Genomic DNA, 24,331 nt, shown 5'->3' on the forward strand with positions numbered 1-24,331 from the left:
TTCCGCCGCGTCGCGGCGGAAATGTTGAAGTGAAATCTGCGCGCTGAATTAGCCATTTGCGCCCTTTTTCTCTTTTTCCCTTTTTGGCTTTTATGAAACAAGGCATCTTGGTCCTATACCATCCACATGACTCCGTCGGTTATGGAGCAGCAGCGCAGCATGCGAAAATGTCAGCTACCGGCTTGCGGAGAAATTGAAATCCACCTGCACCGCATCGGCAATATCGCCATAGCTGCCATTGGCGATGCCAAAGGCGGCGCGATTGACGCTGGCATTGCCATTGGCGCTGGCGGTGGTTCCATCAATATCCAGGGTGAAGCGCAGCGTGACCGGCTGGCTTGACCCACGCAGGCTAAGGTTGCCGCGTGCCTCATAGCGGTTGCCGCCCAGAGAACGGATGTCATTGGAGCGAAAGCGCGCCCGTGGGTTGGCCGCGATGGCGAAAAAGTCCGCACCTGGTAGCGCCTCATCGACTTGCGCATTACCGGTGCGCGCAGAGGCAAGGCCGATGCTGACATCAATATTCGATTGGTCCAGCGCCTGCTCGCCAAAGCGAATGGTTGCGTTCCAGTCAGAGAATGACCCGCGCACCGTCTCGCCATTCCAGACAAAGGCAAAGCCGATGGGCTGTTTATTGGTGACACGCCAATCATAGGCGGTTGTTGCTGGCTCTTCCGGTTCCTCTTCCTGCTCTGCATTGTCTTCCGCTTCGTCTTCCGCGGCATCATCCTCTTCTTCGGCGTCTTCGGTTGCCTCAGTGGCCTCGGGCTCTTCGTCCTCTACGGCATCGGCCTGTAACTCATTTAGCTTCAAGGTCTGGGTCGCGGGCATGTCCTCCGCCGCCAATGGCGCTGGTGTCTCTGCCTTTCCGCCGCCCCAATTCTGCGCCCATAGGGTGAGGCTGACCGATGCAAGAGCGAATAGGCCAATCACCATGGCGCCACGATTGGGGCGCAGTCCAAAAGCACCAGGCAATATACGCCCCAATAGCGGCTCTCCGCGCAGCAGATGATGCCGCAGCGCGCCGACAACATGCAACGCAAACAGCGCGACACCAACCCAGCCGAGCGCACCATGGACCCATTCGGCTGCGCCGTTGAGCGCTTCTTTTGCCGACGCTTCCAGACCGCCCACCCATGGGATATCGGGCCAGGGAATGGTGCTAAAAAGCAGTGTGTCGATATCCAGCTTGGACGTAGACACCATCAACCAACCGCTCAGCGGTGCGCCAATCATAAAAGCGTAAAGGCCGATATGCACCGTCTTGGCAAGCACATGGTTGAGTGCGCTGTCGGGCAATGGCGCGGGTGGTGGATTGAGCAGACGCCAGCCAAGCCGCGCGATGGAGAGCAGCAGGATCGTGATACCGATGGACTTATGTAACTGAGTGACATCAAACAATCCGGTCGCAAGGGTCAGATGTTCAAGGCCGCGGCCGAGGCCAAGCTCGAATGCCAGCAGCGCTGCGATGATCCAGTGCAACAATATCGCAATAGCAGAGTAGCGCTGTTGCCGGTCGCTCAAGGCGTGCCTCCGGCAAACACATTGATCGCCTTGCCAAAGGGAAGCCTGTTTTCCGGATCATAGCCCGATTGCGCCGGAGTGTCTTCGCACCACAATATCTCTGCTTCAGGATAAGGCAGAAGATCGCGAACGGCTTGCTGATCATCCGATGATAGCGCCGCAAAGGCCTTGTGCAGTTTTTCCAGGCACCAGACGCGATAGCGCGATGTCGCAATGTCCTGATAGTTGCAGCCCTGAACCGTCATGGCAAAGCGGTCCTGACCGGCTGCATAGCCCTCAGCATTAGCAGCAAGCTGCACCAAGTGAGTCTCGCATATCTCTTTCAACATAGGTTCGGCGTCATCGGGTACGGTATCGACGAAGTTCTGCTGGGCCGCCGGTTTGGCATTCCACATGCGTGCGACCCATTCAAACACGGTGGGCGCGGTGGTGCGCATAATCTCCACCGGTGTCGGGTCTTGGCCAAAATGCCGGAACATTGGTCCCATCATGCCATAATCCGCCAGTGATGGTGCATCGCCCAGCAGGAAAGAACGTGTAGCCAGCATCTGGGTCATATTGGCGAGGGCGCGGTGATAGCCTTGCTCGACATGCGGGCGTGTCGAGGCGGTCACGCCATCGCGTTCAACATAGCTCTTTACCTGTCGCCGCTCTATTCTGCGTCGCTTCAGGAAACGCGGCGCAGGGACATCTTGTGTCACTTCATCGACCAGCACATTGGAAATAAGCATCCGGTCATAGGGATAGCTCCAGCGAAAATGCATCGCGGAACGCCACAGCCATTCATCGCCATAATCCTCGATCAATCGAGCGATGAAATTCACCACAGGATTGCCGGGCATGATCGTCGATCCGGGATGCTCTTTCTCCAACTGGAGCAATATCGGTGTCGTGTCGGACATCCAGCGCCCATCGCCGCATTCGACAATCGGCATCTGGATAACGCCGACATTGTCGATCAGCCGCTGCGGTTTGCCATAGGGCGTGGGCGCGGATTGATAGGCTATACCCTTATAGCGCAAATAGGCTTCGAGCTTGCCGGTATAATAGGAGACGCGGGAGCCATAGACGATCATATGGAGAGTTGTAACATCGCCCGCCAAATAAGCTAGGGCCGGAAGCTGTATGACAGCGTCCGGCCTTGGCCAGTGTTTCACATCTCAAATGTGCTCGAGATTAGAATTCGAACTGAATCTCTGCACCAAGCTGGCGACCACGTGCCAGCGGCGAGAATGTACCACCGGTCGGATTTTGCGCGAACGGCTGCGCTACGCCGGTAGATAGCGGTCCACCGAACAAGCCTTGGCTAAGCTGGGTATCGCCACCGGCTTGGACCTCGTCGAGCAAGTTCCGCCCATAGATTGAAAGGCTTAAGCCTTCGATTGGTGTATTCCAGGTAACATTGGCTTCAAGATTGGTGATGTCCTGAATCCAGCCCAGATTGTTATCGGTGTAAGCAAATTCATCACGATATTGCAGGTTGAATCGGCTGGTTATGGAGCTGCTACCAAGATCAAGCTCATGGATCGCGCCAACGCCCCAGGTATATGTCGGCACACGCGGAATACTGAGGGCAAAGTCCTCTTCATCAACCACACCGTTGACGCCTGTGACGCCCGAGATATCGAACAGAATCTCGTCATACTCATCATCAATCAGGCCGATATTGGCGGTGAACAACAGGTTATCGGAAACGCGCATCCGCGCTTCAGCTTCAAACCCCATAATGGTAGCATCTGCGGAGTTCAGGATGAATTGCGACACCCCGGCTGCGCCAGGCTGATTGATTTCGCGCTGCATATTGTTGATCTTGGTGACATAGGCTGCGGCATTCAGCGTAAAAGCACCATCTTCGGTTTGGAATTTACCGCCGATTTCAAACGTATCGACGCGCTCTTCATCAAAAAGGAATGAACCTGTCGCCGGGACGATTTGTGTAAGAAATGCAGCCGGATCAGTGATACGGAAATTGAAACCGCCCGAGCGGAAACCGCGGGTCCAGTGGCCATAGATTTGGCTATTGGCAAATTCATATTGGAAACCCAGCTTTGGTGACCAGTTGGTCCAGGTTTCGTTATCCGTAAACCCATCAGTACCCGTGGTTGGGCAGGTGCCAGCTACGACCGAGCATTCTTCTGCCCGTGGAATGATGTAGCTTACACTACCGTCTTTTTCTTCGCGTGACCAGCGGATGCCGCCAATCAGGCTGAGAGAATCGGTTACGTAAAACTGGCCTTGTGCAAACAGTCCGAGAACCTGGTGGTCCTGCTGGCCGCCGCCAGAAAATGTCGGTAAGCCGGTTGGTGGGAGGTCACGCAATTCATCATAGGCGATGGATTGATCAAAGAAGAAACTGCCGACCGTCAGTTCGATACCGTCAAAACTCATCGCATAGCGCAACTCGTTGGAAATTTGTTCCTGCTCGGTTAACGTATTTGAGTGGAAAATGAATTCTGGAAGCGCGTCGATGTCGCCCAATGTTGTGCCAGAAAACTCGCGATAGCCGAAGATGTTGGTCAAAACGCCTGGCCCAATCTCCCAATCGAGCTTGACGCTACCGGTGATAACCTCGGTGTCATAAAAGCCCGGCTCATCAATCGAGAAGTCAAAGCTATTGCGGTCAAAAGTGCCGCGGTTCTGGCCCGCCGGACCATCGCCCTCACTGTCAAAATAATCGAACTTGCCGAGGATGGTAAGATTGCTGGTTGGACGGAACTCCAAAGCCCCGCGCAAAATATAGGTTTCTGCCGCGCCAAAGTCCGAGCCGTCGAACAGGTTGCGGAAATAGCCTTCATCATTGTTGTAATAGGCACCCAATTTGAACAACAACACATCTTCGATGATTGGGCCGGAGACTACGCCGCTGACAAAATAGTTCTGGCCGCCGCGACCACTATCAACCGGCGTTTCCACCGCTGCACGGAACTTGCCCTGAAATTCTTCGGTTGGATTGCCGGTGTTGACCAGCACTGCACCGCCGGTGGTGTTGCGGCCAAAGAGAATGCCCTGAGGGCCGCGCAGAACCTCGACACTGTCAAGGTCGAACAAGTCAAACACTACGCCGCCATTAAAGCCGAGATAGACGCCGTCGACAAAAACGCCGACTGTCGGGTCAATAGACGGGATCGAGCTGTTGATACCGAGGCCGCGAATAGAGAAGTTGGCTGTGCCGCGGCTGGTGCCGATCTGGTCAAGCGATACGCTGGGTGCCTGAAAGCTAAGGCCCTGAATGTCGCGTATCTTGAGCGCTTCCAGCGTCTGGTCGTTAAACGCAGTAACCGCAACCGGAACATCCTGCACATCTTCCGGGTTGCGGGTTTTGGTCCCAGTTACGACGATCACGTCGTTGAAAATATCGACCGCATTGCCATCCTGTTGTGCAGTGTCGTCTTGTGCCTGCGGGGCTGTTGCACCGGTTTCTTGTGCGTCCGCTTCGGCGGCCGCTGCATCTTCTGCCTCCAATGCCATGGCCTGGGCGGGCGCCAGAGCGAGGCCAGCACCGCAAATAGCAAGCGCGCGCAAGGATACTGTAGAAAATTTCATGATTGTCCCTCTCTTTATGCTGTTGTAACAGCAGATTGTAATTATCTTCTAACACATTGAAAGGCCCTGCCGTCCTGGGGAGGGAATTGGCAATAATTTGCCAATGAACAGCCCTCATCCTTCGATGAGTTGCATTTTTTGCAGGTTAAGCCTCTCAACTATCACTATTTTATCGTTTGGCCACCAAAATGACCTCGTATTCATGAACGCCAGATGAACAAGTTGCGAATTGCTACCCATTGTGCTTTTGTGACAACAGATACGGAAAGCGGCCTATTGCGCTTATCGCATCAGCCCGCCCATAAGGTTGCGGGCAAAGCGGCCGAGCCCGGGCACTCCGATGGCCTTGCCGATCTCTGTGGCGATAGTGCCCGCGGCGGCGCTCGCGGCCCGAGCGGTCGGGTCTGAGCGTGATTTGCGGCCGCTGAGTTTGCCGGCCAATATCGTCCCTGCCGATGCCGCAGCAGCGCCCGCTGCGGCTTTGGCGGCCTTGCCCCAGATCGATGTGGTTCTGCGTGGGCGTTTGGCGACCTCTTCCTTGCCTTTGGCCTCGACTTCTGCAGCGGTTTCAGCCGCGTCCTCAATCTTCTTCAGCAGAACTTCCTCGGCGGACTCCCGGTCCACTTCCTCATCATATTTGCCTTCGACCGGCGATATGGAGCGGATGATCGCGCGTTCTTTCTTGGTTACCGGGCCAAGGCGCGAGCGGGGTGGTTTGATAAGGGTGCGTTGCACCACCGTCGGTGCGCCCTCTTCATCAAGGGTTGAGACCAGTGCTTCGCCGACGCGCAATTCGGTGATCGCCGCTTCGACATCGAGATCAGGGTTGATGCGAAAAGTCTCAGCCGCCGCCTTAATCGCGCGCTGGTCGCGCTTGGTGAAAGCACGTAAGGCATGTTGCACCCGGTTACCCAATTGCCCGGCGACCTCTTCGGGAATGTCCATCGGGTTCTGGGTGACGAAAAAGACGCCGACGCCTTTGGACCGGATCAGGCGGACTACTTGCTCAATCTTTTCCTGCAACGCCTTGGGCGCATCGTCGAACAGCAGATGCGCCTCATCAAAGAAGAACACCAATGTCGGTTTTTCCGGATCGCCCACCTCGGGCAGCGTCTCGAACAGTTCGGCCAGCAGCCATAACAGGAAGGTGGCATAAAGCTTGGGGCTGCGCATCAGCTTGTCAGCGGCGAGTACATTGATATAGCCGCGTCCCTGCTCATCGGTCTGCATAAAGTCGTCAATCTCTAGCGCCGGTTCGCCGAAAAACTGGTCTGCGCCCTCATTTTCCAATTGCAGCAATTGCCGCTGGATCGCGCCGACGCTTTGGCGCGAGACATTGCCATATTTGGCTGACAGCTCCTTGGCATGCTCGGCGGTATAGGCGAGCATCGATTGCAGGTCTTCCAGGTTAAGCAGCAACAGCCCTTCTTCATCGGCAAAGCGGAAGACGATATTGAGCACGCCCTCTTGCGTTTCATTGAGGTCCATCAGCCGTGCCAGAAGCATCGGCCCCATTTCGCTGATGGTGGTGCGGATCGGGTGCCCCTGTTCGCCATAGAGATCCCAGAAGATCGCCGGATTATCGGAATAGCCATAATCCTCCATGCCCAATTCTTTGGCGCGCTCTTCCAGCTTGTCGGCATGTTTGAAGGTCGAGGAACCGGCCATGGAGATGCCCGACAGATCGCCCTTCACATCGGCAACAAAGACCGGGACGCCATTGGCGGAAAAACTCTCGGCCAGACCCTGTAGCGTGACCGTCTTGCCGGTGCCAGTCGCGCCTGCGATCAGGCCGTGGCGATTGGCCTTTTCCAGCAACAACGCCTGCCGCTCGTCACCGCCGAGCCCAAGAAAAATATCGCTCACTTGATCCGTCCCCTGTGTTTGCAATCGACTTATCCCTGTCGGGCTGAGCGAACATGGTCAAGGGGGCGTGGCTGTTTTTCACGCAAAGAGCGTGAAGATTATTAAGCGGTTGTGGATGGTTGCTTTTCTTTCCTGACCTTGCGGTGTTTGTTGAGAGGTTGTCGGTTTCATAAAAGCCACAAAGGGAAAAAGAGAAAAAGGGCGCAACTAGACAAGAAAGTGCATGATTCTCGGAATTGTTTCCCACCCCTTTGGGGTGGGAGGAAAATGTTGGCACTGGGGTTAGCGATCCGCGGCGGCGGCGCATCAGGCAGTCTTTTATACTTTTTCCCTTTGTGGCTTTTATGAAACGCTAAAAACCACAACCTCTGTCAGAAAAGCGCAACCGTCCGCCCAAGACCAAAGCTCTTAAAAATCTTAGCGCTCTTTGCGCGAAAAAATCAGTCGAGCCATCCTGCCAGCTCTTGCCGCACCAGCTTTTCCAGCATGGTGATCGAGCGTTCGCTGTCATTGAGGCAGGGGATATAGGCAAATCGTTCGCCGCCTGCTTCGCGGAACTGTTCCTCGCCCTCAATTGCGATTTCTTCCAGCGTCTCGACACAATCCACGGCAAAGCCCGGCGCGACAACCGCGACTTTCTTGATGCCCTTTTGCGGTATCTGTTCCAGCGTGTCTTCTGTCGCCGGATCAAGCCACTTTGCTCGACCGAAACGCGATTGAAAGGAAACGATCAGCGGCTCGCTGATAACATCGCGCAACTTCTCCGAGACCAGCCGCGCCGTTTTGCGGCATTGGCAATGATAGGGATCACCATCATACAGCGTCTGCAACGGCATGCCGTGGAAACTGGTGATCACCGCATCGGGGGTGAAATCGATGCCCGTCAGTCCCTCGCGCACACTATCGGCGACCGCCTCAATATGCGCGTCATGGTCATAATAGGGTGCCAGATAACGCACTGTCGGCTGATGCCGCATCCGCTCAAGCGTTTCGCCGACCTTGTCGACCACTGTCGCCGTGGTCGCCCCGGAATATTGCGGATAGAGTGGCGCGATCAGGATTTTGTCGCAGCCGCTCAGTTTCAGATGGCGCAGGCGATCGGGAATATTGGGGTTGCCATAGCGCATGGCGAAATCGACCAGCACCTTACTGCCCATGCGTTTGCCAAGAGCCTCGGCCTGGCGCTTGGTATAGACCATCAGCGGCGAGCCTTCATCCATCCACACCTTGGCATAGGCTTTGGCGGATTGTTTCGGGCGGGTGTTGAGGATCACGCCGCGTAGCAGCGGCTGCCAGATCAGTTGCGGGATTTCCACCACACGGGGGTCGGAGAGAAATTCCCCGAGATAGCGCTTCAGCGCTGGTACATCGGGTGCTTCCGGTGTTCCAAGATTAACCAGCAACACCCCAATGCGCGGTTCAGTGACAGAAGGGTGGTCGGGCGGCGGTGCCATATCGGCAAATGACGGAATTGCGATATCTTCAGCCATAAATCCCCGTTAAAACTCGCAATTCCTGTAACCGGCCCCAGCCGGTAAATATCAGATCAGCGGCAACTGCCGAAAGCGCACGTTAGTAGCGGAAAACAGCGCATTGGCAATGGCCGGAGCAACAACAGGCACGGCAAGCGCATCTGCGTCTGTCGATGGCTGGTCATTGTCGACAAAGGATATGGTGATTTCAGGCGTATCGGCAAGGCGCGGCAGGGAAAGATCGGAAAGCCGCCGGGCATTGGCCAGTCCCTTGGCATGGCCGCTGCTTGCACCCAGCGCCTGTGCCATGCCGAAGATGATACCGCTTTCTATCTGTTGCCGGACAATATCTTCATTGATGATATGACCGATATCGACCGCAGCACTGATCTCGCGCACGCGCACGCCCTCAGCACCGCGTTGTACCCGCACGATCATGGCGATCATCGCGCCGTCCATGACATGACAGGCCAGACCCTGCCCGCTCCCGGCTGTGCCGCCGTCCCAGCCTGAGAGTGTCGCGACCATTGTGAGGCAGGCGGCGAGGCGCGGCGCATTGCCTAGCATCTGCATGCGATAGGATAGCGGTTCACGCTCGGCACGGTGCGCCAGCTCATCGATAAAGCTCTCGCGGAAAAAAGCATTGAGCGTATCGGCATGGCCGCGCAGCAGGCCGGTGGGATAGCCGATATCGGCGGGGTGATGGTCTACCGCAAAGGCCGGAATGCGATAAGGTGGTATCGCACCCGCTACCATTGATCGATCATGCATCGCTGCATTGTCCTGCCGCGCTTTATGGGCCGGGCTTTGCCACAATAACCGCGCCATCGCCTCGCGCCCGGTTGCTGGCGCGGCAATCTTGTGCTGCCAAGCCAATATGGTGCCATTCCTGTCGGTAGCAGCGCTCAATTGCGCCAGCGCTGCGGGGCGGGGATAGGTTTGGATCTGATCCTCACCGCGCGACCAGATGACCTGAACCGGCCGCTTGCTATGCCGCGCCAGAAGTGCCGCCTGCACCGCCGCCCGACTGTCAAACCGTGCGCCAAAGGAGCCGCCCGATGTCGGGGCATAAATGGTAACCGCGCTGGTGCTGATATCCAGTGCCCGGGCCACATCCTCAGCCACCTGATGCGGTGCTTGGGCGGCATACCAGATTTCCACCCGCTCGCCGCTCTCGTCTCCGGCCGCGCTCCATCGTGCAGTGGCCGATGTCGTCTCTATCGGCGCATGCAGCGCGGCGGCGGCACTATAGTCGGCGCGATAGACCTCGCCCTGTTCCAGTACTTCTTCAACGTCGCCCTGCTTTTCCAACCGAAAACCCGAAGTGTCGCGCAACGCCTTTTCCAGCGCTGCCTCGCTATCGGCATCATCCGCCATCGGGCCATAAGTGGCAAAGCGCGGGCGTATTGCCGCCAGCGCCTTGTTGGCGGCCCACCAATTGCTCGCTAATGTCGCGACCCATCTTTTATGCTTCACCACATCGACCAGCCCGGTGATGCCATTGGCACGTTTGCGCTGGATGCCGAGCAAACGGCTGTCGCCCGGCGGACCATGACGGACCGCGGCAAAGAGCATATCGGGCAGCCGAATATCTCCGGCGAAATTGGCTGAGCCGTCGACCTTGGTAGGCAGATCAAGGCGAGGGAAAGCTGTACGCGTGCCTTCCGCAATCATTGTATCATTTTCGCCCGGTGGTTCGGGACGCAGGGGCAATATATCAAGGGGAGCAATTGCAGCCGCTTCGCTCGCCAGCTCGGCAAAGCTAAGCCTTTGCTCCATGTCATTGACGGTTGCACCAAGATAGCGCACAAAGCCTTTGTCCACCGCGCATAGTTCCCAATCGGTCTCCCATCGCGCCGCTGCCGCCTGTGCCAGCATCACCCGCGCGGCGGCTCCAGCTTCGCGGCAGGGCTGGAGATAGCCAGCTAGAGCGCTGTTATCACCGGAGATCATAAATGGTGTGTTTTCTGCATAGCGCTGCACCAGATACTCGCTATCGGCCAGTGTTGCGCCGCTATCCATCGGCGCGATCACCGGGGCCCAGCGTCTGATCAGCGCCTTATTTCCATAAATGGCACCTGGCCGCGCCGGTTCGATGGCAACAGCGCGCCAGTCCGCGCCCAGTTCCTGAGCAACAATCTGTGCCAGAAGGGTGGAGACGCCATGGCCCATTTCAAGCTGCGGTATCGCGATGATCACTGCACCTGATGGGGCAATGCGCAGATAGGCGTTGAAAAGGCTTTCATCGCCATCGGCTTGCATTGGATTCGCTAGCTGAGTCGGCAGAGCGGCCCAGCCGACAACCAGCCCGGCAGCCACCCCGCCGCCAATCAATATCTGTCTGCGCGTAATTGAGGGCATAGGGGTCGCGCTTCTGACCTAGCCCTTGCCCAATAGCTTGGAAAAGGGCGAACCTTTCTTTTTCGCTTCTGGTACTGGCGGCGCGGCACTCGGATTGCTTGCATCCATCCAATCAATAATCTTCTGGGCAATCGCCATAAACGCCTGTGCCTGCGGGCTGTCCCCCGCCGCAATAGGCGTTCCCGCATCGCTGGTCTTGCGGATTTCCATATCCAGCGGCACCCGCCCGAGAAATGGAAGGTGCATTGTCTTGGCGGCCTCTTCGGCACCGCCAGCGCCAAAGGGGTCGCTGACCTCGCCACAATGCGGGCAGACATAGCCCGACATATTCTCTACCAAGCCGAGAACCGGGATTTTGCCCTGATCGAACAGATTGATAGCACGGGTGGCATCGAGCAGCGCAAGGTCCTGCGGCGTCGAGACGATCACCGCGCCATCGGGCTTGAAATGCTGCATCAGCGACATTTGCACATCGCCTGTACCCGGCGGCAAGTCGACGATCAGGTCGCTGGTCTCGCCCCATTGCGCATCGATCAACTGCGCCAGCGCCTTGCCCGCCATCGGCCCGCGCCAGGCAATGGCCTGTCCGGGCTTGGCAAGCTGGCCCATCGAAAGCAGCTTGATGCCCGCTCCGGTCATCATCGGGATCAGCTTCTGGTCAGAGACTTCAGGCTTGGTTTCCGGGCAATCGAGAAGGCGTGTCTGCGACGGGCCATATATATCGGCATCGACCATGCCGACCTTGCGGCCCAGTCGGTGCATGGCAATGGCGATATTGGTGGAAACGGTGGATTTGCCGACGCCACCCTTGCCGCTGCCAATGGCGATCATGCGGCGATTGACCTTCTCGCTTGTCATCGCAACGCGCACGTCGCTGACGCCGTCAATCTGGCGCAGCGTATCGCGCAGCGCGATGTCCATCTTGTCGCGTTGCAAGGGCTCCATGCCGGACACATCAAGCACGAGCGACACCGCACCCTCCTTGACTTTTATATTGCTGGCGCGATCCGAGGCTATTGTCTCCACCGCCTTGCTGACGGCTTGCATATCTGGCGACTGGTCGGTCATGGTTGAGAAGCGGCCTCCCTTACCCCGGAATTTTGATATTCTGACAGCTTCTGCCCTAAAGACACTATTTTTCTCAAAATCCAATACCTATAAAGACTCTATGACGATTTTCTCGAGCGCTTTTTCACGCATTGGTTCACTTATGGCAGCAGGCAATCCCTGGGGTGGCGGTTCTTCAGATGGGGGCAAACCCTCAGGCGGCGGCTCAAATGGAGGCGGCCCCAGCAATCCTTGGCAACCCTCTGGCAGCGGCGGTTCTGATGGCCGCAAGTCCGGATCTATAGAAGATTTGTTCCGCAAGGGTGGTAGCGGAGGCCCAGGCGGCGGTTTTTCCGGCTTGCCCAAGCGGCCCAATGGCAAAAGCTATATACCGTGGATCCTTGTTCTTGTGGTGCTGATCTGGATCGGAATGACGAGCATCTGGCGCGTGGATGCGCGCGAACAGGGTGTGGTCAAATTCCTTGGCAGTTATTCACGTACCGTTGGACCCGGGATCAACTTCACCTTGCCCTCGCCGATTGAGACAATGGAAAAGGTCGATACTCAGGCGATACGCGAAATGCCTATCGGGACACCGAGCGCGGACGATGAGAATTTCGTTCTGACCAGCGACCAGAATATCATCGATATGGCCTATGAGGTACGCTGGCAAATCCGTGATCCGGAGCAATATCTGTTTCAGCTCGACAGCCCGGAAGATGCCATCCGCGACGCCGCCGAGAGCGCCATGCGCGCGGTGATCGCCAACTTCTCGCTCGATGATGCTATTGGCCCCGGCCGTTCGGACATTGAGGCACAGGTGCGCACACGGATGCAGACTATCCTTGATGATTATGGCGCAGGCATCACGGTTCAGGGCATCGCTATCCGCCAGTCTGACCCGCCACAGGCGGTGAATGAAGCTTTCAAGGAAGTGAACGTGGCGCAGCAGGATGCGGAGACCGCCAAGAACAATGCGCGTGCCTATGCGCGTCAGATTATCGAGACCGCTGAAGGTCAAACATCGCGCTTTGATCAGGTCTATGAGCAGTATCGTCTCGCTCCCGAAGTGACGCGCCAGCGACTCTATTATGAGACGATGGAACGCGTGCTTGGCAAGGTGGACAAGACCATTGTCGAAACCGGCAATGTGACACCATATCTGCCGCTGCCTGAATTGCGCCGTCGTGCAGAGACCGCACCGGAGATAGTTGCGGACGAACCGCAGGTTGTGACAGGAGCCAGCCGATGAACGGTCGTTTAGCCAACCCCATGTTCCTTGGCGTCGCTGCCGTGGTGACGCTTATCTTGGTAGCGCTGTCGGTATCGGTGGTGCAGGAAACCGAACAGGCGCTGATCCTGCGCTATGGTGAGCCGGTGCGCAAAGTGAATGTCTATGAACCCAATGAGGCGTTCGGCACTACCGGGGCCGGCATTGCTTTCCGCATACCTTTTGTGGAGCAGATCCAGTATATCGACAAGCGGGTGTTGAATGTGCAGATGGAGCGGCAGGAAGTGCTTTCCACCGACAAGCTGCGTCTGCAGGTCGATGCTTTTGCCCGCTTCCGCATCACCAATCCGCTGCAAATGTATCGCTCGATCCGCACCGAGGATGCGCTGCGCACCCAGCTTCGCACCATTCTCGGTTCTTCGCTGCGTAACGAGCTTGGCAAGCGCTCTTTTGCCACTTTGCTTAGCCCGGAGCGTGGGCAGGTGATGGAGAATATCCAGACCGCACTGAATGTGCAGGCGCGCAAATATGGCGCGGAGATTATAGATGTGCGGATCAAGCGTGCTGACTTGCCCGAAGGCACGCCGCTGGAATCGGCCTTCTCGCGGATGCGTTCCGAGCGCCAGCAGGAAGCCACCGCCATTCGCGCCGAGGGTAACAAGGATGCCCAAGTGATCCGTGGTCAGGCCGAAGCTGAATCGGCGCGCATCTATGCCGAAAGCTATGGCAAGGATCCGGGCTTTTACGATTTCTACCGGGCGATGCAGAGCTATGAGCAGACATTTAATCGCGGCGATGGCGAGGCCTCGGTCGTTCTGTCACCCGATAGCGAATATCTGCGCCAATTCCGGGGGCGCTAGCGACTGACGCCAAGGCAAAGGTGCATTTTGTCGATGCATTTGCGCCTTTGGCGGAAAACCCCGGCCCGCCGATAAAGCTGAGCGTTGGTTTATTCAAACCGCGTTCAGCAAACCGGCGCAAAAGAAGTGATGACATTTGTAAACCATGCGCTTTTGCTGAACGCTTTTTGACAGGTTGGCCGGGCGCTGAAGAGAGGAAAACATATTGTGCGTTATGCTTATGGAGTGACAGCAGCCCTGCTCTTGACCGGGAGCACCGTGGTTCTGGCGACCGGGCAGCCTTTGGGAGCGCAGGTTGCGCAGAATGATGAACAGTCGATGCGGGCCATCGTCCCGGCGGCAGGTGCCCCGGGCAGTTTTGCCGACCTGACCGAGCAGCTACAGCCTGCGGTGGTCAATATCTCGACCAAGCAAAGCATCCGCGTGCGCAGCCGTAACCCCTTTGCCGGCACGCCTTTTGCCGATTTCTTCGGCAATCGTCGCGGTCGTGAAGGTGGCGGAGAACAGGTTCGTCCGGCTCAGTCACTGGGCTCCGGCTTTATTGTCTCGGCGGACGGCTATGTCGTTACCAACAACCATGTTGTTTCCAATGACCGGCGCAATGCCACGGTGGATTCGATCACTGTGACCATGCCCGACGGCACCGAATATGATGCCGAGCTGGTAGGTCGCGATCAGGAATCCGATCTCGCCGTTCTCAAGATTGAAGGCGATGATCCATTTCCGTTTGTGCAATTTGGTGACTCGACCCAGACGCGTGTTGGCGATTGGGTGATTGCCATTGGCAACCCCTTTGGCTTGGGCGGCACAGTCACTTCGGGGATTATCTCTGCGGTCTATCGCAACACCGGGCAGGGCGGTGCCTATGACCGCTATCTGCAGACTGATGCGTCGATTAACAGCGGTAACTCGGGTGGTCCGATGTTTGACCTTCAGGGCAATGTCATCGGCATCAACAATGCGATCATCTCACCCACCGGCGGCAATGTCGGCATTGGTTTTGCTATACCCGCGGAAGTGGCCAAGCCGATTGTCGATACGCTGAAGCGCGGCGAGGCCGTCGAGCGCGGCTTTATCGGGGTGCAGATCGCCCAGTTGAATGAGGACTTTGCCGATTCGCTTGGCCTGCCGAAGAATCGCGGCGAGTTTATCCAGAGCGTTCAGGAAGATGGCCCCGCGGACAAAGCGGGAATTGAGGCAGGCGATGTGGTGGTCAGCGTCGACGGCAAGGAAGTCAGCCCAGAGCAGACTTTGTCCTTCATTGTCGCCAATATCACTCCGGGAACAACCGTACCGATCGAGCTGATCCGCAATGGTAGCCGCAAGACAGTGCGCGCAACAGTGGGCGAGCGCCCGGCACCGGAAGATATGGCCGCTGCCTTTGGTGTCCCCGATGAGGATTTCACCGAGGAAGACCCGGAACAGGATGAAGCTGCAGCCGATGAGGCGCTGGGCATCGCTGTTGTCGAGCTGACACCGGGTATCAAGCGGCAAATTGGTGTCGCGCAGGACGTTGATGGCGTAGTGATCGCTGCGGTTGATCGTAACAGCGATGCAGCGCGCAAACGTCTGCGGCGCGGTGATGTGATCCTGTCGGCCAATGGCGCTGATACCAGATCACCAGAGGCCTTTACAGCAGCAGTAGACTCCGCGCGTTCAGAGGGACGCGACGCAGTTCTGTTGCGCGTGCAACGTCGTGGCGGGCAGCCTGCCTTTATCCCGGTGCGCTTCAGCGACAACTAAGTCAGCAGGCATTTAGTACCTAAGAGCAAAAAGGGTGGTCCCATGGGCCGCCCTTCTTGTTGTCTAATGCTTGGCCATGAATTGGTATAAAACTGCATCAACTTCCGTTCACGTCAACTTGTGACTCGGCGGCAGGATTTATAGTCTCCAGCAAAATTATCGGCAGCCCCCAAGGCAGCCATGCAGGAGAGAGAATTAATGAGCAGAGTAGCAATTGTAACCGGCGGCACACGCGGTATTGGCGAGGCGATCAGCGTCGCGCTGAAGAATCAGGGGCGCACGGTTGTCGCCAGCTATGGCGGCAATGATGCGGCTGCCGAGGCGTTTACTGATCGTACCGGCATTGCGACCCAGAAATGGGATGTCGGCGATTTTGACAGCTGCATGGACGCGGTGGAGAAAATCAACGCTGACCATGGTGACATTGATATTCTCGTCAACAATGCGGGTATCACCCGCGATGCAACGATGATGAAAATGTCATGGGAGCAATGGGACGAGGTGATCCGCGTTGACCTCACCGGTTGTTTCAACATGGCCAAGGGCGTGTTCCCCGGCATGCGCACCCGGGGCTGGGGCCGGATCGTCAATATCGGTTCGGTCAATGGCCAGGGTGGCCAGATCGGGCAGGTCAACTATGCCGCCGCCAAATCGGGCATTCACGGCTTCACCAAATCGCTGGCGATGGAAGGCGCACGCTATGGCGTCACCGCCAATGCGATTGCGCCCGGCTATATCGCCACCGAGATGCTCTCCAGCATCCCGGAAAAGGTGATGGAGAAGATTGTGGCGCAGATTCCTGTCGGGCGTCTCGGGCAGGCGGAAGAGATTGCCCGCGGGGTGACCTTCCTGACCTCGGATGATGCGGATTTTGTCACCGGATCGACCCTGTCGATCAATGGTGGCCAGCATATGTATTGACCCATAATTTCCGTTCGCCTCGAGCGAAGTCGAGAGGCCGGGGCTAGTGGCGAGCCGTGTCTCGACTACGCTCGACACAAATGGCATTAGGGAAAATGACTCAGACCCCCTATCACCCGCCAATCAAGCGCAGCATCACGCTTTCCGGCCATGCCACCTCGATCAGTCTGGAACCTATGTTCTGGGATAAGCTCAAAGCAGCGGCAGCGGCGCGTAAGGTTCCAGTCGCCGCACTGGTCGGAGAAATTGACCTGGAGCGGATGCAGGCCGAGACTCCGCCGGGGCTGGCGAGTGCCATTCGTATCTGGCTGATGGCCCAGGGAGATACCGCTATGTCGGGATCAGCGATCCAGTTCCGCATTGCCGGGCCAAAGGACTATGCCGCGCTCGGCCAGCTTGTATATGATGCGGTGCATGCGGAACCCAGCCCCTATAGTCCAGCGCAGCGGTTTGCCTGGATGCCTGAACCACGCAAGGGCAGCGACTGGGATGCGCGTCTCGCAAAGCAGCATATCGTCACTGCCGAGGATGAGACTGGTACGATCATCGGCTTTGTGAGCCTTGAGCCGCAGGACGACCCGCGGCACGGCTATATCGACTTTGCCTATATCCGCGGTGAAGCGCGTGGCATGGGACTTTTCCGCAGGCTCTACGATCGCATTGCCGCCTACGCTCTCGGCGCTGGGCAGACGCGGCTCACTGTCCATGCCAGCCTCGCCGCTCAACCCGCTTTCGCCGCTATGGGCTTTACGGTCACGGCTGAGGAAGAGGTGGCTATCGGCAGCGAAGCACTGCGGCGCTTCGCCATGGAGATGGAGTTAGCCTAATCGTGCACGCTATAGTACCCGCGCCTTTTGCTCGGGCGTTGGCAGCCAACAGCTATCCCGCTGGCCAAATAGACGATAACGGTTGCGGGCGATCAGGCGATATACAGGATCGCGTAATGCTCTCGGCACCAGACGGAAGAGTCCCATTATCTTCCATGGCCAACCAATCCGGGTATAGATTTCCAGAACCGCATCGCTGTTCCGCAGCACCTTATCGCCATCGACGACAATCAGCGTTTCCGGGTTATTCGGATCAATGCCATTGCGCCGGTACAGCGCCTCGCCCACGGCTTCCTGCATCGATGCCAGAAAGAAATACTGCTTCCTGTCATATTTCAGGATGAACTGCGCATTGGAGCTGCACAGCACACACATCGCATCAAACACGATTATCGGCGCATCGGGAATAACCGGTGTTTCGGGCTGTGCATTCATACCGCCATTATGACGCGGCCAGAACCGTCTGCCAATGGCGCTGTCGAAAGGCGTTCTGCTTATGCCTCCAGCTCAACATCCCAATAGAGCCAGTCGCGCCATGTTTCGTGGAGATAGTTGGGCGGGAAGGCGCGGCCGCGTTCCTGTAACTGCCAATTGGTTGGGCGGATCGGCGGCGACATCAGCCGCATATGCGCTTGTTCCGGGGTGCGTCCGCCCTTTTTCATATTGCAGGGCGAGCAGGCGGTGGCGACATTCTGCCAGGTTGTCTTGCCGCCGAGACGGCGTGGGACGACATGGTCAAAGGTGAGATTTTCCGTCGCGCCGCAATATTGGCAGGTAAATTTGTCGCGCAGGAACAGGTTGAACCGGGTAAAGGCCGGATATTCGGACGGCTTCACATATTGCTTCAGCGCAATCACCGACGGGATTTTCATGTCGAGATTGGGGCTGTGCACCTCGCGCTCATAGCTCGAAACGATGTCCACCCGGTCGAGAAACACCGCCTTGATCGCGGTTTGCCATGGCCACAGGCTGAGCGGATAATAGCTTAGCGGTGTATAATCCGCATTGAGCACCAGCGCCGGGCAACTGTCCGGGTGACGCGCAGCATCGCTGTGCTTCTCGGCAATGGCGCGGTCAATCAGGTCGCTGTAATACATAAATCTCTTATCCTCTGATGGTCGTTGTAAGGGGCAAAAAAAATGCCCGCAAGGCGGACATCATGGCGCGTTTCTTTACGCGGTATATAGGCTTGCGCTTGGCCATAGGCTCCATGCTGTGCTCGGGCCGTGGCAGCGCGGGACTACTGGGCGCAAGGCGATAGTCGAACGATATTCGCTCGGCTGATCTTACCCTGTTTTCAATCCGCTCCAGCATCATGGCTGCACTCTTAACCTCAAAATGATGACATGCTTATGACGTTGATATGGCCCAATGAATCGTGTTGCCGCGTTCAGGTCAACCCCTTATGTCACAAAATATGGGGACAAGACGGCGCATGACATACCGCAGGTTGAATCGCGAGCGATGACCATGCGCACCCGTTTTGCCCCCAGTCCAACCGGCCATCTGCATATTGGCCATGCCTATGCGGCGCTTGCGGTTGAGGCCGAGGCCAAGCGTCTTGGCGCGAGGGTTACGCTACGGATCGAGGATATTGATGCGACCCGGTGCAAGCCGGAGTTCACCGAAGCGATGCTCGATGATCTGCGCTGGCTCGGCTTTCATTGGGATAATCTGGTGGTGCAGTCGGATCGACTGGATCGCTATGCAGAGGTAATTGCGCAATTGGCGGCGGAGGGTCTGGCCTATCGCTGTTTCTGTACCCGCAAAGAGGTACAGGCGGCGGCTACCAAGATGGGACCGGAAGGGCCGATCTATCCAGGAACCTGCCGCGATCTTGACCCTGAAAAGGCGACGGCGCGCGCCGAGACCGAGCCTTTTGGCTGGCGCCTCAACCATCATGCAGCGATGGACCGCGTCGGACCTTTGACATGGCGGGATTTTTCCGGCGCTGAGTATCAGGCACAGCCGGAACTGCTTGGTGATATACTGCTTGCCAGCCGCGACCGTCCCGCAAGCTATCATCTCGCCGTGGTGGTCGACGATGCCGATGGCCACATCAGCCATATTGTACGCGGACAGGATTTGTGGCTGGCGACCCATGTGCACCGGCTGTTGCAGGCAGCTCTGGATTTGCCTGAACCGGTTTACCATCACCATGTGTTGTTGATCGATGAAACTGGGCGCAAGCTCTCCAAATCGCACGGCTCGCTAACGCTGCAAGCGCTACGGCAGGGCGGGATGAGCGCCGAGCAACTGCGCGATGATCTCACAAATCACCGTTTTCCCGCTGGCATTCGGCTGCAAAGTGCCTAAATAGTTCGGCATGACCTATGTGTTTATCATCGCTTTCATCATTCTGGCCGGTTTTGTCGTTTTCTCGCTGATCCGCGGCCTTGTCGCGTTTCTGCAGATGACCAAGGAAGATCTGGAAAATCCCGGCATCACCCGCAGCCATGAGATGCAGAATAAGATGATGTTTGCCCGCGTCAAATATCAGGCGATGGCGATTGGCGCGCTTGTGCTGTTGATGCTGTTCGCGCAATAAGCCATATCACGCGTTTCCCCTCCCCAAAGAAAGACGCGCAACATGGTCAAACTCAACAAAATTTATACCCGCACCGGCGATGATGGCACCACTGGTCTGGCCGATGGATCGCGCATCGGCAAATCCGAAGTGCGGGTGGAAGCGATTGGCGATGTCGACGAACTCAACAGCCTGATCGGGGTAGCATTGGTCGAGATCGGGCAAGCGGAAAGCTTTGATCCCGAGACGCTTAAAGCATTGCGGCGCATCCAGAATGACCTTTTTGACCTGGGTGCCGACATCGCCACGCCGGGCGACGATTTCGAGCCATCGGATATGGCGCTGCGCATGGTTTCGGCGCAGGTGCAATGGCTGGAGCAGGAGATTGACCGGATCAATGACCAGCTTGAGCCGCTGACCAGCTTCATCCTGCCGGGTGGCAGCCATGCGGCAGCGGCAAGCCATGTGGCTCGAGCAACCGCGCGACGGGCGGAGCGGAAGATCGTTGCGCTTGCCGATGAGCAGGCGGTGAATCCATTCGCCGCACAATATATCAACCGGCTTTCAGACTTTCTTTTCGTTCTGGCCCGCTATATCAATAAGGCCAGTGGCGGCGATCCGCTCTGGGTTCCCGGGGCATCGCGCTGACAATCGGGCGCTGACACAGATGGGCCAAAAGGCGTAAACAGCCTGGCCACGAAAGGGAAAGACCATGCCGGCGCAGAGTACGAAGCTGAAACTGGTGGCCGATAATGCGGCGCAGCAGACTGACCCTGTTGCCCAGTATCAGCGGGTCCGTCGTCTTACCAATGCCCTGACCGAACCGCTGAGCGATGCCGATGCCACGGTGCAGTCAATGGAAGATGCCTCGCCTGCCAAATGGCATTTGGCGCATACGAGCTGGTTCTTCGAGACCTTTTTGCTGCGCGATCATCTGCCCGGCTATCGTGCTTTTGATGATGATTTCGCCTTTCTGTTCAACAGCTATTATGAGGCTGAGGGGGCACGCCACGCCCGGCCCCAGCGTGGCATGATTACACGTCCGACGCTGGATCAGGTGCGCGACTATCGCGCGCATGTCGATACCGCGATGGAGACGGTGTTGGCATCGGATGATCCCGCGGTGCGCGATCTGGTGACGCTGGGCCTCAACCATGAGCAGCAGCATCAGGAGCTGCTGATCACCGATATCAAACATATGTTTGCGCAAAACCCGTGCTTCCCGGCAATGTGGGAAAATGACGGGCAAACCAGTATCCCGGCGCCGCTGCAGTGGTGCGAAGAGCAGGGCGGTCGCGTCGCTATCGGCCATGATGCCGAGCAGGATGGTTTCGCCTTTGATTGCGAAGGGCCGCAACATGGCCAGTTGCTTGCACCTTTTGCCATTGCCTCGCGCCCGGTTACTAATGGCGAATGGCGCGCCTTTATCGCCGATGGCGGCTATAGCGATCATCGCCACTGGCTCTCTGATGGCTGGGCCTGGGTAAAAGAGAATGAAATCGAAGCACCGCTTTATTGGCAGCACGCCGACAAGGATTGGCAGCATTTTACCCTGACCGGGCTTCAGCCTTTGGATGACGATGCGCCTGTTACCCATATCAGCCTGTATGAAGCCGATGCCTTTGCCAGCTGGGCGGCTGGTCAATGGGAAGGCGCGCGGCTGCCGACCGAGGGCGAGTGGGAATATGCCATGCGCGATCAGGATAGGAATGCGGGCCAGCAACTCGATGCTGCGGGACCAGTGCATGCCATCATGCCGGATAGCGACACCGAGATGACCGCGCCTTTCGGTTCGGTCTGGGAATGGACCGGCAGCGCCTATCGCCCCTATCCACGCTTCCGTTCGGCTGAAGGTGCGGTCGGCGAATATAATGGCAAGTTTATGAGCGGTCAGTTCGTACTCAAAGGCGGCAGTTGCGCCACGCCGCGTGGCCATATGCGGGCCAGCTATCGCAACTTCTTCTACCCGCATCAGCGCTGGCAATTTACCGGCCTCAGGCTCGCCCGCGATATCTGAGGTCGTTTTTCTCCCGCACGAATAATCCCCATATTCAGGAGCATTATGTCCATATCTTCCAGCGCTAGCGAAACCGCATCCTATGCTCTGCCTGACAATGTCGATCCGGGCTTTTACGAGGCGGTTATGGCCTGTTTCCGCACGCCCGAACGCCGCGCTATTCCGGCGCGCTGGCTTTATGATCAGGCAGGCTCAGAGCTGTTCGAGGCGATTACCGAACTGCCCGAATATTACCCCACCCGCACCGAGACCGCGCTGCTTGAACAACGCTGCCCCGATGTGGCGGAGATAACCGGCAAGGGCGGCTGTGTCGTCGAATTTGGTTCCGGCTCCTCCACCAAAACGCCGCATCTGCTGCGCGCGGTCGCGCCTGTGAGCTATGTGCCGATTGATATCAGCGGCGACTTTCTGCGCCAGTCTGCCGAGGCGCTGGCCAGCGATTTCCCTGCTATCAATGTGCTGCCGCTCGAAGGCGATTTTATGGGCGATCTGGTGCTGCCTGAAGGTGCTGCCGGGCAAAGACGGCTGGGCTTTTTCCCCGGCTCGACCATCGGCAATATGGTGCCACGCACCTCGGTCGATCTGCTGCGTTCGATGCGCAATACGCTGGGCACCGGGGCCTATCTGCTCATCGGTATTGATCGTATCAAGTCACCCGACGTTCTGGTCCCCGCTTATGACGACAGCGCTGGGGTGACGGCCGAATTCAACTATAATCTGCTGCGCCGGATCAATAGCGAGTTGGACGGCACTATTCCGGTGCAAAGCTTCCGCCATGAGGCGCGGTGGAATGATAATTATGCGCGGATCGAGATGCATCTTGAAGCGCTGAACGATATCGCATTTGAAGTCGCAGGTGAAGGGTTCACCATGGCCAAAGGCGAGACGATCCACACCGAGAACAGCCATAAATACGGCCCGCGCGATGCCCGGCTAATGCTACGCGCCGGTGGCTGGGTGACGGTGGCTGAATGGACTGATCCAAAGGACTGGTTTGCACTGATACTGGCCGAAGCCAAACCCTATCAAAGCGCGCCTTAGGACATAGTTATATAATGTCGGCCCCGCGCAGGCCGGGCCAAGGCTATAGTTTCGCACAAAGCCACAAAGGCACGAAGAGCTTCCGCAAGCGGAGACGCTTTGCGTCTTTGCGTGAGTCTTCAAAAGCCCTGGCCCCGTCTACGCGGGGCCGACGAAAAACGGGCAGGGCTTATAGTAAGGCTTCCGATAAGAATGGATCTCATCGCCGCTGCACATAGGCGCGCCAGATGGTGGGCCATTCCCAGACGCCGCGACATTCATCCATAGCGCTGGCCTCGAACAGACGGAACATCTGCCCGTCCCAGACATAGCTTTCGCCACTGCCGCAATCGCCTAGGCCCCGGCCTTTGGCAAAGCTTCCCAAAATCCCGTCTTCAGCGGCATAATAGCTGTTGACCAACAATGTGCGCTCCGGATTCTCGCTCCAGGCCGGATGATAGTCAAATTTCGCCAGTGCGAACCGCCACAAGTCATCGTCATCAGCATCCTTGGCGCGGCGGGCGATAAACGGCTTCTCGCTGGTATTATAGGCGCCATAGCCGCATGGCACGGTGACCAGCGCAATATATTCCGCATCGGTTTCCTGCAGGGGATGGGCTTGTTCGGTAAAGCCGGTATTCTCATTGCGCTGTTCAGTGCATCCAGACTCTTCGGCGAGGCGCGCCATTGCCTTTTTACTGGGCAGGTCTTCAAAATCCGCCGGGGCCATTTGTGGCACAATCGGCAGGCGCTCGGCTGTGCCGCGATAGCTACGCCGACCGCGTTCGGCAATCGCATCGCTGGTCCAGCTGCGGCCATGCTGCTTGTCCATCGCGCGCATTGCGGCGAAAGAGCCCTTCAGCGAAATCTCGGCAATCACCTTTTGCGGCGTTACCAGCGTCGTATCAATCACGCTGGCTCGCTTGCCTCTGGCCAATGCGCGGGCAATGGTCATGCTTTGGCCCGGTGGGACCACAAAGCGCCCGTCCTTGTCGACCTCCCCCTCAATGCGCTGGCGACCATCGACCAGCAGCGCGACGCGTTTTACCTCCGGGTCGCGCGCCAGCACCATGACGCGAAAATAGCCAACCTGTCCGGCCTGACGCTGGATGCGCAGGGTAGCGCCTTGTTCGAGTTGAAAGTCTGATGCGAGGCTGTTGGCCTCACAACTATAGACATTGTCACAGGCCAGATGCCAGTCACCATAGCCACGATGGAGACCCGGCTTGGGCGCGTCCGCCTCTTCCTGCGCTGCGGCCATATGCAGCGGCGCAAACAGGGCGCAAATCGCGGTCACAGCAAGAAAAGCCATCCTCATCATAGAGTCGTTCTAGCGCGGGGCAGAACAATCGGCTAGTCCCTGCGAAACAAT

The 24,331-nt window shown here is 57.5% G+C and carries 20 protein-coding genes; 10 read left to right on the plus strand and 10 right to left on the minus strand.

All coding sequences use genetic code 11. The annotated features are described in order from the left end of the window. Positions 1–174 precede the first annotated feature (174 nt). The 7 genes from RB602_RS03550 to RB602_RS03580 form a co-directional block, all read right to left on the minus strand. The gene (locus tag RB602_RS03550; RefSeq protein ID WP_317083010.1) at positions 175–1,524 is read right to left on the minus strand and encodes a YceI family protein; all 1,350 of its coding nucleotides are present in this window, start codon (positions 1,522–1,524) and stop codon (positions 175–177) included. Next, a complete protein-coding gene (locus tag RB602_RS03555; protein ID WP_317083012.1) occupies positions 1,521–2,600 on the minus strand; it encodes a glutathione S-transferase N-terminal domain-containing protein in 1,080 nt (359 codons plus the stop codon). The genes RB602_RS03550 and RB602_RS03555 overlap by 4 nt, the downstream gene beginning before the upstream one ends. 100 nt (positions 2,601–2,700) lie before the next feature. Continuing rightward, complete coding sequence (locus RB602_RS03560; RefSeq protein ID WP_317083013.1) at positions 2,701–5,067, minus strand: TonB-dependent receptor; 2,367 nt, start codon at positions 5,065–5,067, stop codon at positions 2,701–2,703. A 282-nt stretch (positions 5,068–5,349) separates the two neighbouring features. Further along, the gene (locus RB602_RS03565) at positions 5,350–6,933 is read right to left on the minus strand and encodes a helicase HerA-like domain-containing protein (protein WP_317083015.1); all 1,584 of its coding nucleotides are present in this window, start codon (positions 6,931–6,933) and stop codon (positions 5,350–5,352) included. A 440-nt stretch (positions 6,934–7,373) separates the two neighbouring features. Further along, a complete protein-coding gene (gene hemH, locus RB602_RS03570; protein ID WP_317084407.1) occupies positions 7,374–8,387 on the minus strand; it encodes a ferrochelatase in 1,014 nt (337 codons plus the stop codon). An 87-nt stretch (positions 8,388–8,474) separates the two neighbouring features. Next, positions 8,475–10,766, minus strand: coding sequence for a xanthine dehydrogenase family protein molybdopterin-binding subunit (locus tag RB602_RS03575; RefSeq protein WP_317083016.1), 2,292 nt, complete (start codon positions 10,764–10,766; stop codon positions 8,475–8,477). An 18-nt stretch (positions 10,767–10,784) separates the two neighbouring features. Continuing rightward, positions 10,785–11,834, minus strand: a complete 1,050-nt coding sequence (locus RB602_RS03580; protein WP_317083018.1) for an Mrp/NBP35 family ATP-binding protein — start codon at positions 11,832–11,834, stop codon at positions 10,785–10,787. Between the two features lie 100 nt (positions 11,835–11,934). Between RB602_RS03580 and hflK the strand changes: the two genes are divergently transcribed. From hflK to RB602_RS03605, 5 genes are all read left to right on the plus strand, one after another. Further along, complete coding sequence (hflK, locus tag RB602_RS03585) at positions 11,935–13,065, plus strand: FtsH protease activity modulator HflK (protein WP_317083020.1); 1,131 nt, start codon at positions 11,935–11,937, stop codon at positions 13,063–13,065. Then, positions 13,062–13,904, plus strand: coding sequence for a protease modulator HflC (gene hflC, locus RB602_RS03590; protein WP_317083022.1), 843 nt, complete (start codon positions 13,062–13,064; stop codon positions 13,902–13,904). Before hflK ends, hflC begins: the two co-directional genes overlap by 4 nt. 207 nt (positions 13,905–14,111) lie before the next feature. Beyond that, complete coding sequence (locus RB602_RS03595) at positions 14,112–15,647, plus strand: Do family serine endopeptidase (RefSeq protein WP_317083024.1); 1,536 nt, start codon at positions 14,112–14,114, stop codon at positions 15,645–15,647. Positions 15,648–15,845: 198 nt separating this feature from the next. Beyond that, a complete protein-coding gene (gene phbB / locus RB602_RS03600) occupies positions 15,846–16,568 on the plus strand; it encodes an acetoacetyl-CoA reductase (protein WP_317083026.1) in 723 nt (240 codons plus the stop codon). A 95-nt stretch (positions 16,569–16,663) separates the two neighbouring features. Next, positions 16,664–17,395 (plus strand): GNAT family N-acetyltransferase, encoded by a 732-nt coding sequence (locus RB602_RS03605; RefSeq protein WP_317083028.1) that lies wholly within the window; start codon positions 16,664–16,666, stop codon positions 17,393–17,395. A gap of 9 nt (positions 17,396–17,404) precedes the next feature. Here RB602_RS03605 and RB602_RS03610 read toward each other — a convergent pair whose 3' ends face one another. Next, positions 17,405–17,830, minus strand: coding sequence for a thiol-disulfide oxidoreductase DCC family protein (locus tag RB602_RS03610; protein ID WP_317083029.1), 426 nt, complete (start codon positions 17,828–17,830; stop codon positions 17,405–17,407). Positions 17,831–17,889: 59 nt separating this feature from the next. Next, positions 17,890–18,492, minus strand: a complete 603-nt coding sequence (locus RB602_RS03615) for an HNH endonuclease (protein ID WP_317083031.1) — start codon at positions 18,490–18,492, stop codon at positions 17,890–17,892. A gap of 274 nt (positions 18,493–18,766) precedes the next feature. Here RB602_RS03615 and gluQRS point away from each other — a divergent pair, with 274 nt between their 5' ends. The 5 genes from gluQRS to egtD all read left to right on the plus strand — a co-directional run bounded on the left by gluQRS (position 18,767) and on the right by egtD (position 22,980). Beyond that, entirely contained in the window at positions 18,767–19,711 is a 945-nt protein-coding gene (gene gluQRS, locus RB602_RS03620; RefSeq protein ID WP_317083033.1) for a tRNA glutamyl-Q(34) synthetase GluQRS, read from the plus strand. A gap of 10 nt (positions 19,712–19,721) precedes the next feature. After that, complete coding sequence (locus RB602_RS03625; RefSeq protein ID WP_317083035.1) at positions 19,722–19,943, plus strand: HIG1 domain-containing protein; 222 nt, start codon at positions 19,722–19,724, stop codon at positions 19,941–19,943. 42 nt (positions 19,944–19,985) lie between these two features. After that, entirely contained in the window at positions 19,986–20,570 is a 585-nt protein-coding gene (locus tag RB602_RS03630) for a cob(I)yrinic acid a,c-diamide adenosyltransferase (protein ID WP_317083037.1), read from the plus strand. 64 nt (positions 20,571–20,634) lie between these two features. After that, the gene (gene egtB / locus RB602_RS03635; protein ID WP_317083039.1) at positions 20,635–21,939 is read left to right on the plus strand and encodes an ergothioneine biosynthesis protein EgtB; all 1,305 of its coding nucleotides are present in this window, start codon (positions 20,635–20,637) and stop codon (positions 21,937–21,939) included. A gap of 45 nt (positions 21,940–21,984) precedes the next feature. Further along, a complete protein-coding gene (egtD, locus tag RB602_RS03640; protein ID WP_406568389.1) occupies positions 21,985–22,980 on the plus strand; it encodes an L-histidine N(alpha)-methyltransferase in 996 nt (331 codons plus the stop codon). A gap of 199 nt (positions 22,981–23,179) precedes the next feature. Here the strand turns inward: egtD and RB602_RS03645 are convergent, their stop codons facing one another. Further along, entirely contained in the window at positions 23,180–24,280 is a 1,101-nt protein-coding gene (locus RB602_RS03645; protein WP_317083041.1) for a DUF1176 domain-containing protein, read from the minus strand. Positions 24,281–24,331: the final 51 nt, after the last annotated feature.

The organism is Parasphingorhabdus sp. SCSIO 66989 (assembly GCF_032852305.1).
Classification (GTDB): Bacteria; Pseudomonadota; Alphaproteobacteria; order Sphingomonadales; family Sphingomonadaceae; genus Alterisphingorhabdus; species Alterisphingorhabdus coralli.

What these genes read in the sequence shown, in the direction of transcription:
- RB602_RS03555 (WP_317083012.1), bottom strand. Translation starts at nt 2,600, where the DNA reads ATGATCGTCTATGGCTCCCGCGTCTCCTATTATACCGGCAAGCTCGAA.
- RB602_RS03610 (WP_317083029.1), bottom strand. Translation starts at nt 17,830, where the DNA reads ATGAATGCACAGCCCGAAACACCGGTTATTCCCGATGCGCCGATAATC.
- phbB (WP_317083026.1), top strand. Translation starts at nt 15,846, where the DNA reads ATGAGCAGAGTAGCAATTGTAACCGGCGGCACACGCGGTATTGGCGAG.
- RB602_RS03615 (WP_317083031.1), bottom strand. Translation starts at nt 18,492, where the DNA reads ATGTATTACAGCGACCTGATTGACCGCGCCATTGCCGAGAAGCACAGC.
- RB602_RS03580 (WP_317083018.1), bottom strand. Translation starts at nt 11,834, where the DNA reads ATGACCGACCAGTCGCCAGATATGCAAGCCGTCAGCAAGGCGGTGGAG.
- hflK (WP_317083020.1), top strand. Translation starts at nt 11,935, where the DNA reads ATGACGATTTTCTCGAGCGCTTTTTCACGCATTGGTTCACTTATGGCA.
- RB602_RS03625 (WP_317083035.1), top strand. Translation starts at nt 19,722, where the DNA reads ATGACCTATGTGTTTATCATCGCTTTCATCATTCTGGCCGGTTTTGTC.
- gluQRS (WP_317083033.1), top strand. Translation starts at nt 18,767, where the DNA reads ATGAATCGTGTTGCCGCGTTCAGGTCAACCCCTTATGTCACAAAATAT.
- hflC (WP_317083022.1), top strand. Translation starts at nt 13,062, where the DNA reads ATGAACGGTCGTTTAGCCAACCCCATGTTCCTTGGCGTCGCTGCCGTG.
- RB602_RS03575 (WP_317083016.1), bottom strand. Translation starts at nt 10,766, where the DNA reads ATGCCCTCAATTACGCGCAGACAGATATTGATTGGCGGCGGGGTGGCT.
- RB602_RS03560 (WP_317083013.1), bottom strand. Translation starts at nt 5,067, where the DNA reads ATGAAATTTTCTACAGTATCCTTGCGCGCGCTTGCTATTTGCGGTGCT.
- RB602_RS03605 (WP_317083028.1), top strand. Translation starts at nt 16,664, where the DNA reads ATGACTCAGACCCCCTATCACCCGCCAATCAAGCGCAGCATCACGCTT.
- egtD (WP_406568389.1), top strand. Translation starts at nt 21,985, where the DNA reads ATGTCCATATCTTCCAGCGCTAGCGAAACCGCATCCTATGCTCTGCCT.
- RB602_RS03630 (WP_317083037.1), top strand. Translation starts at nt 19,986, where the DNA reads ATGGTCAAACTCAACAAAATTTATACCCGCACCGGCGATGATGGCACC.
- hemH (WP_317084407.1), bottom strand. Translation starts at nt 8,387, where the DNA reads ATGGCACCGCCGCCCGACCACCCTTCTGTCACTGAACCGCGCATTGGG.
- egtB (WP_317083039.1), top strand. Translation starts at nt 20,635, where the DNA reads ATGCCGGCGCAGAGTACGAAGCTGAAACTGGTGGCCGATAATGCGGCG.
- RB602_RS03645 (WP_317083041.1), bottom strand. Translation starts at nt 24,280, where the DNA reads ATGATGAGGATGGCTTTTCTTGCTGTGACCGCGATTTGCGCCCTGTTT.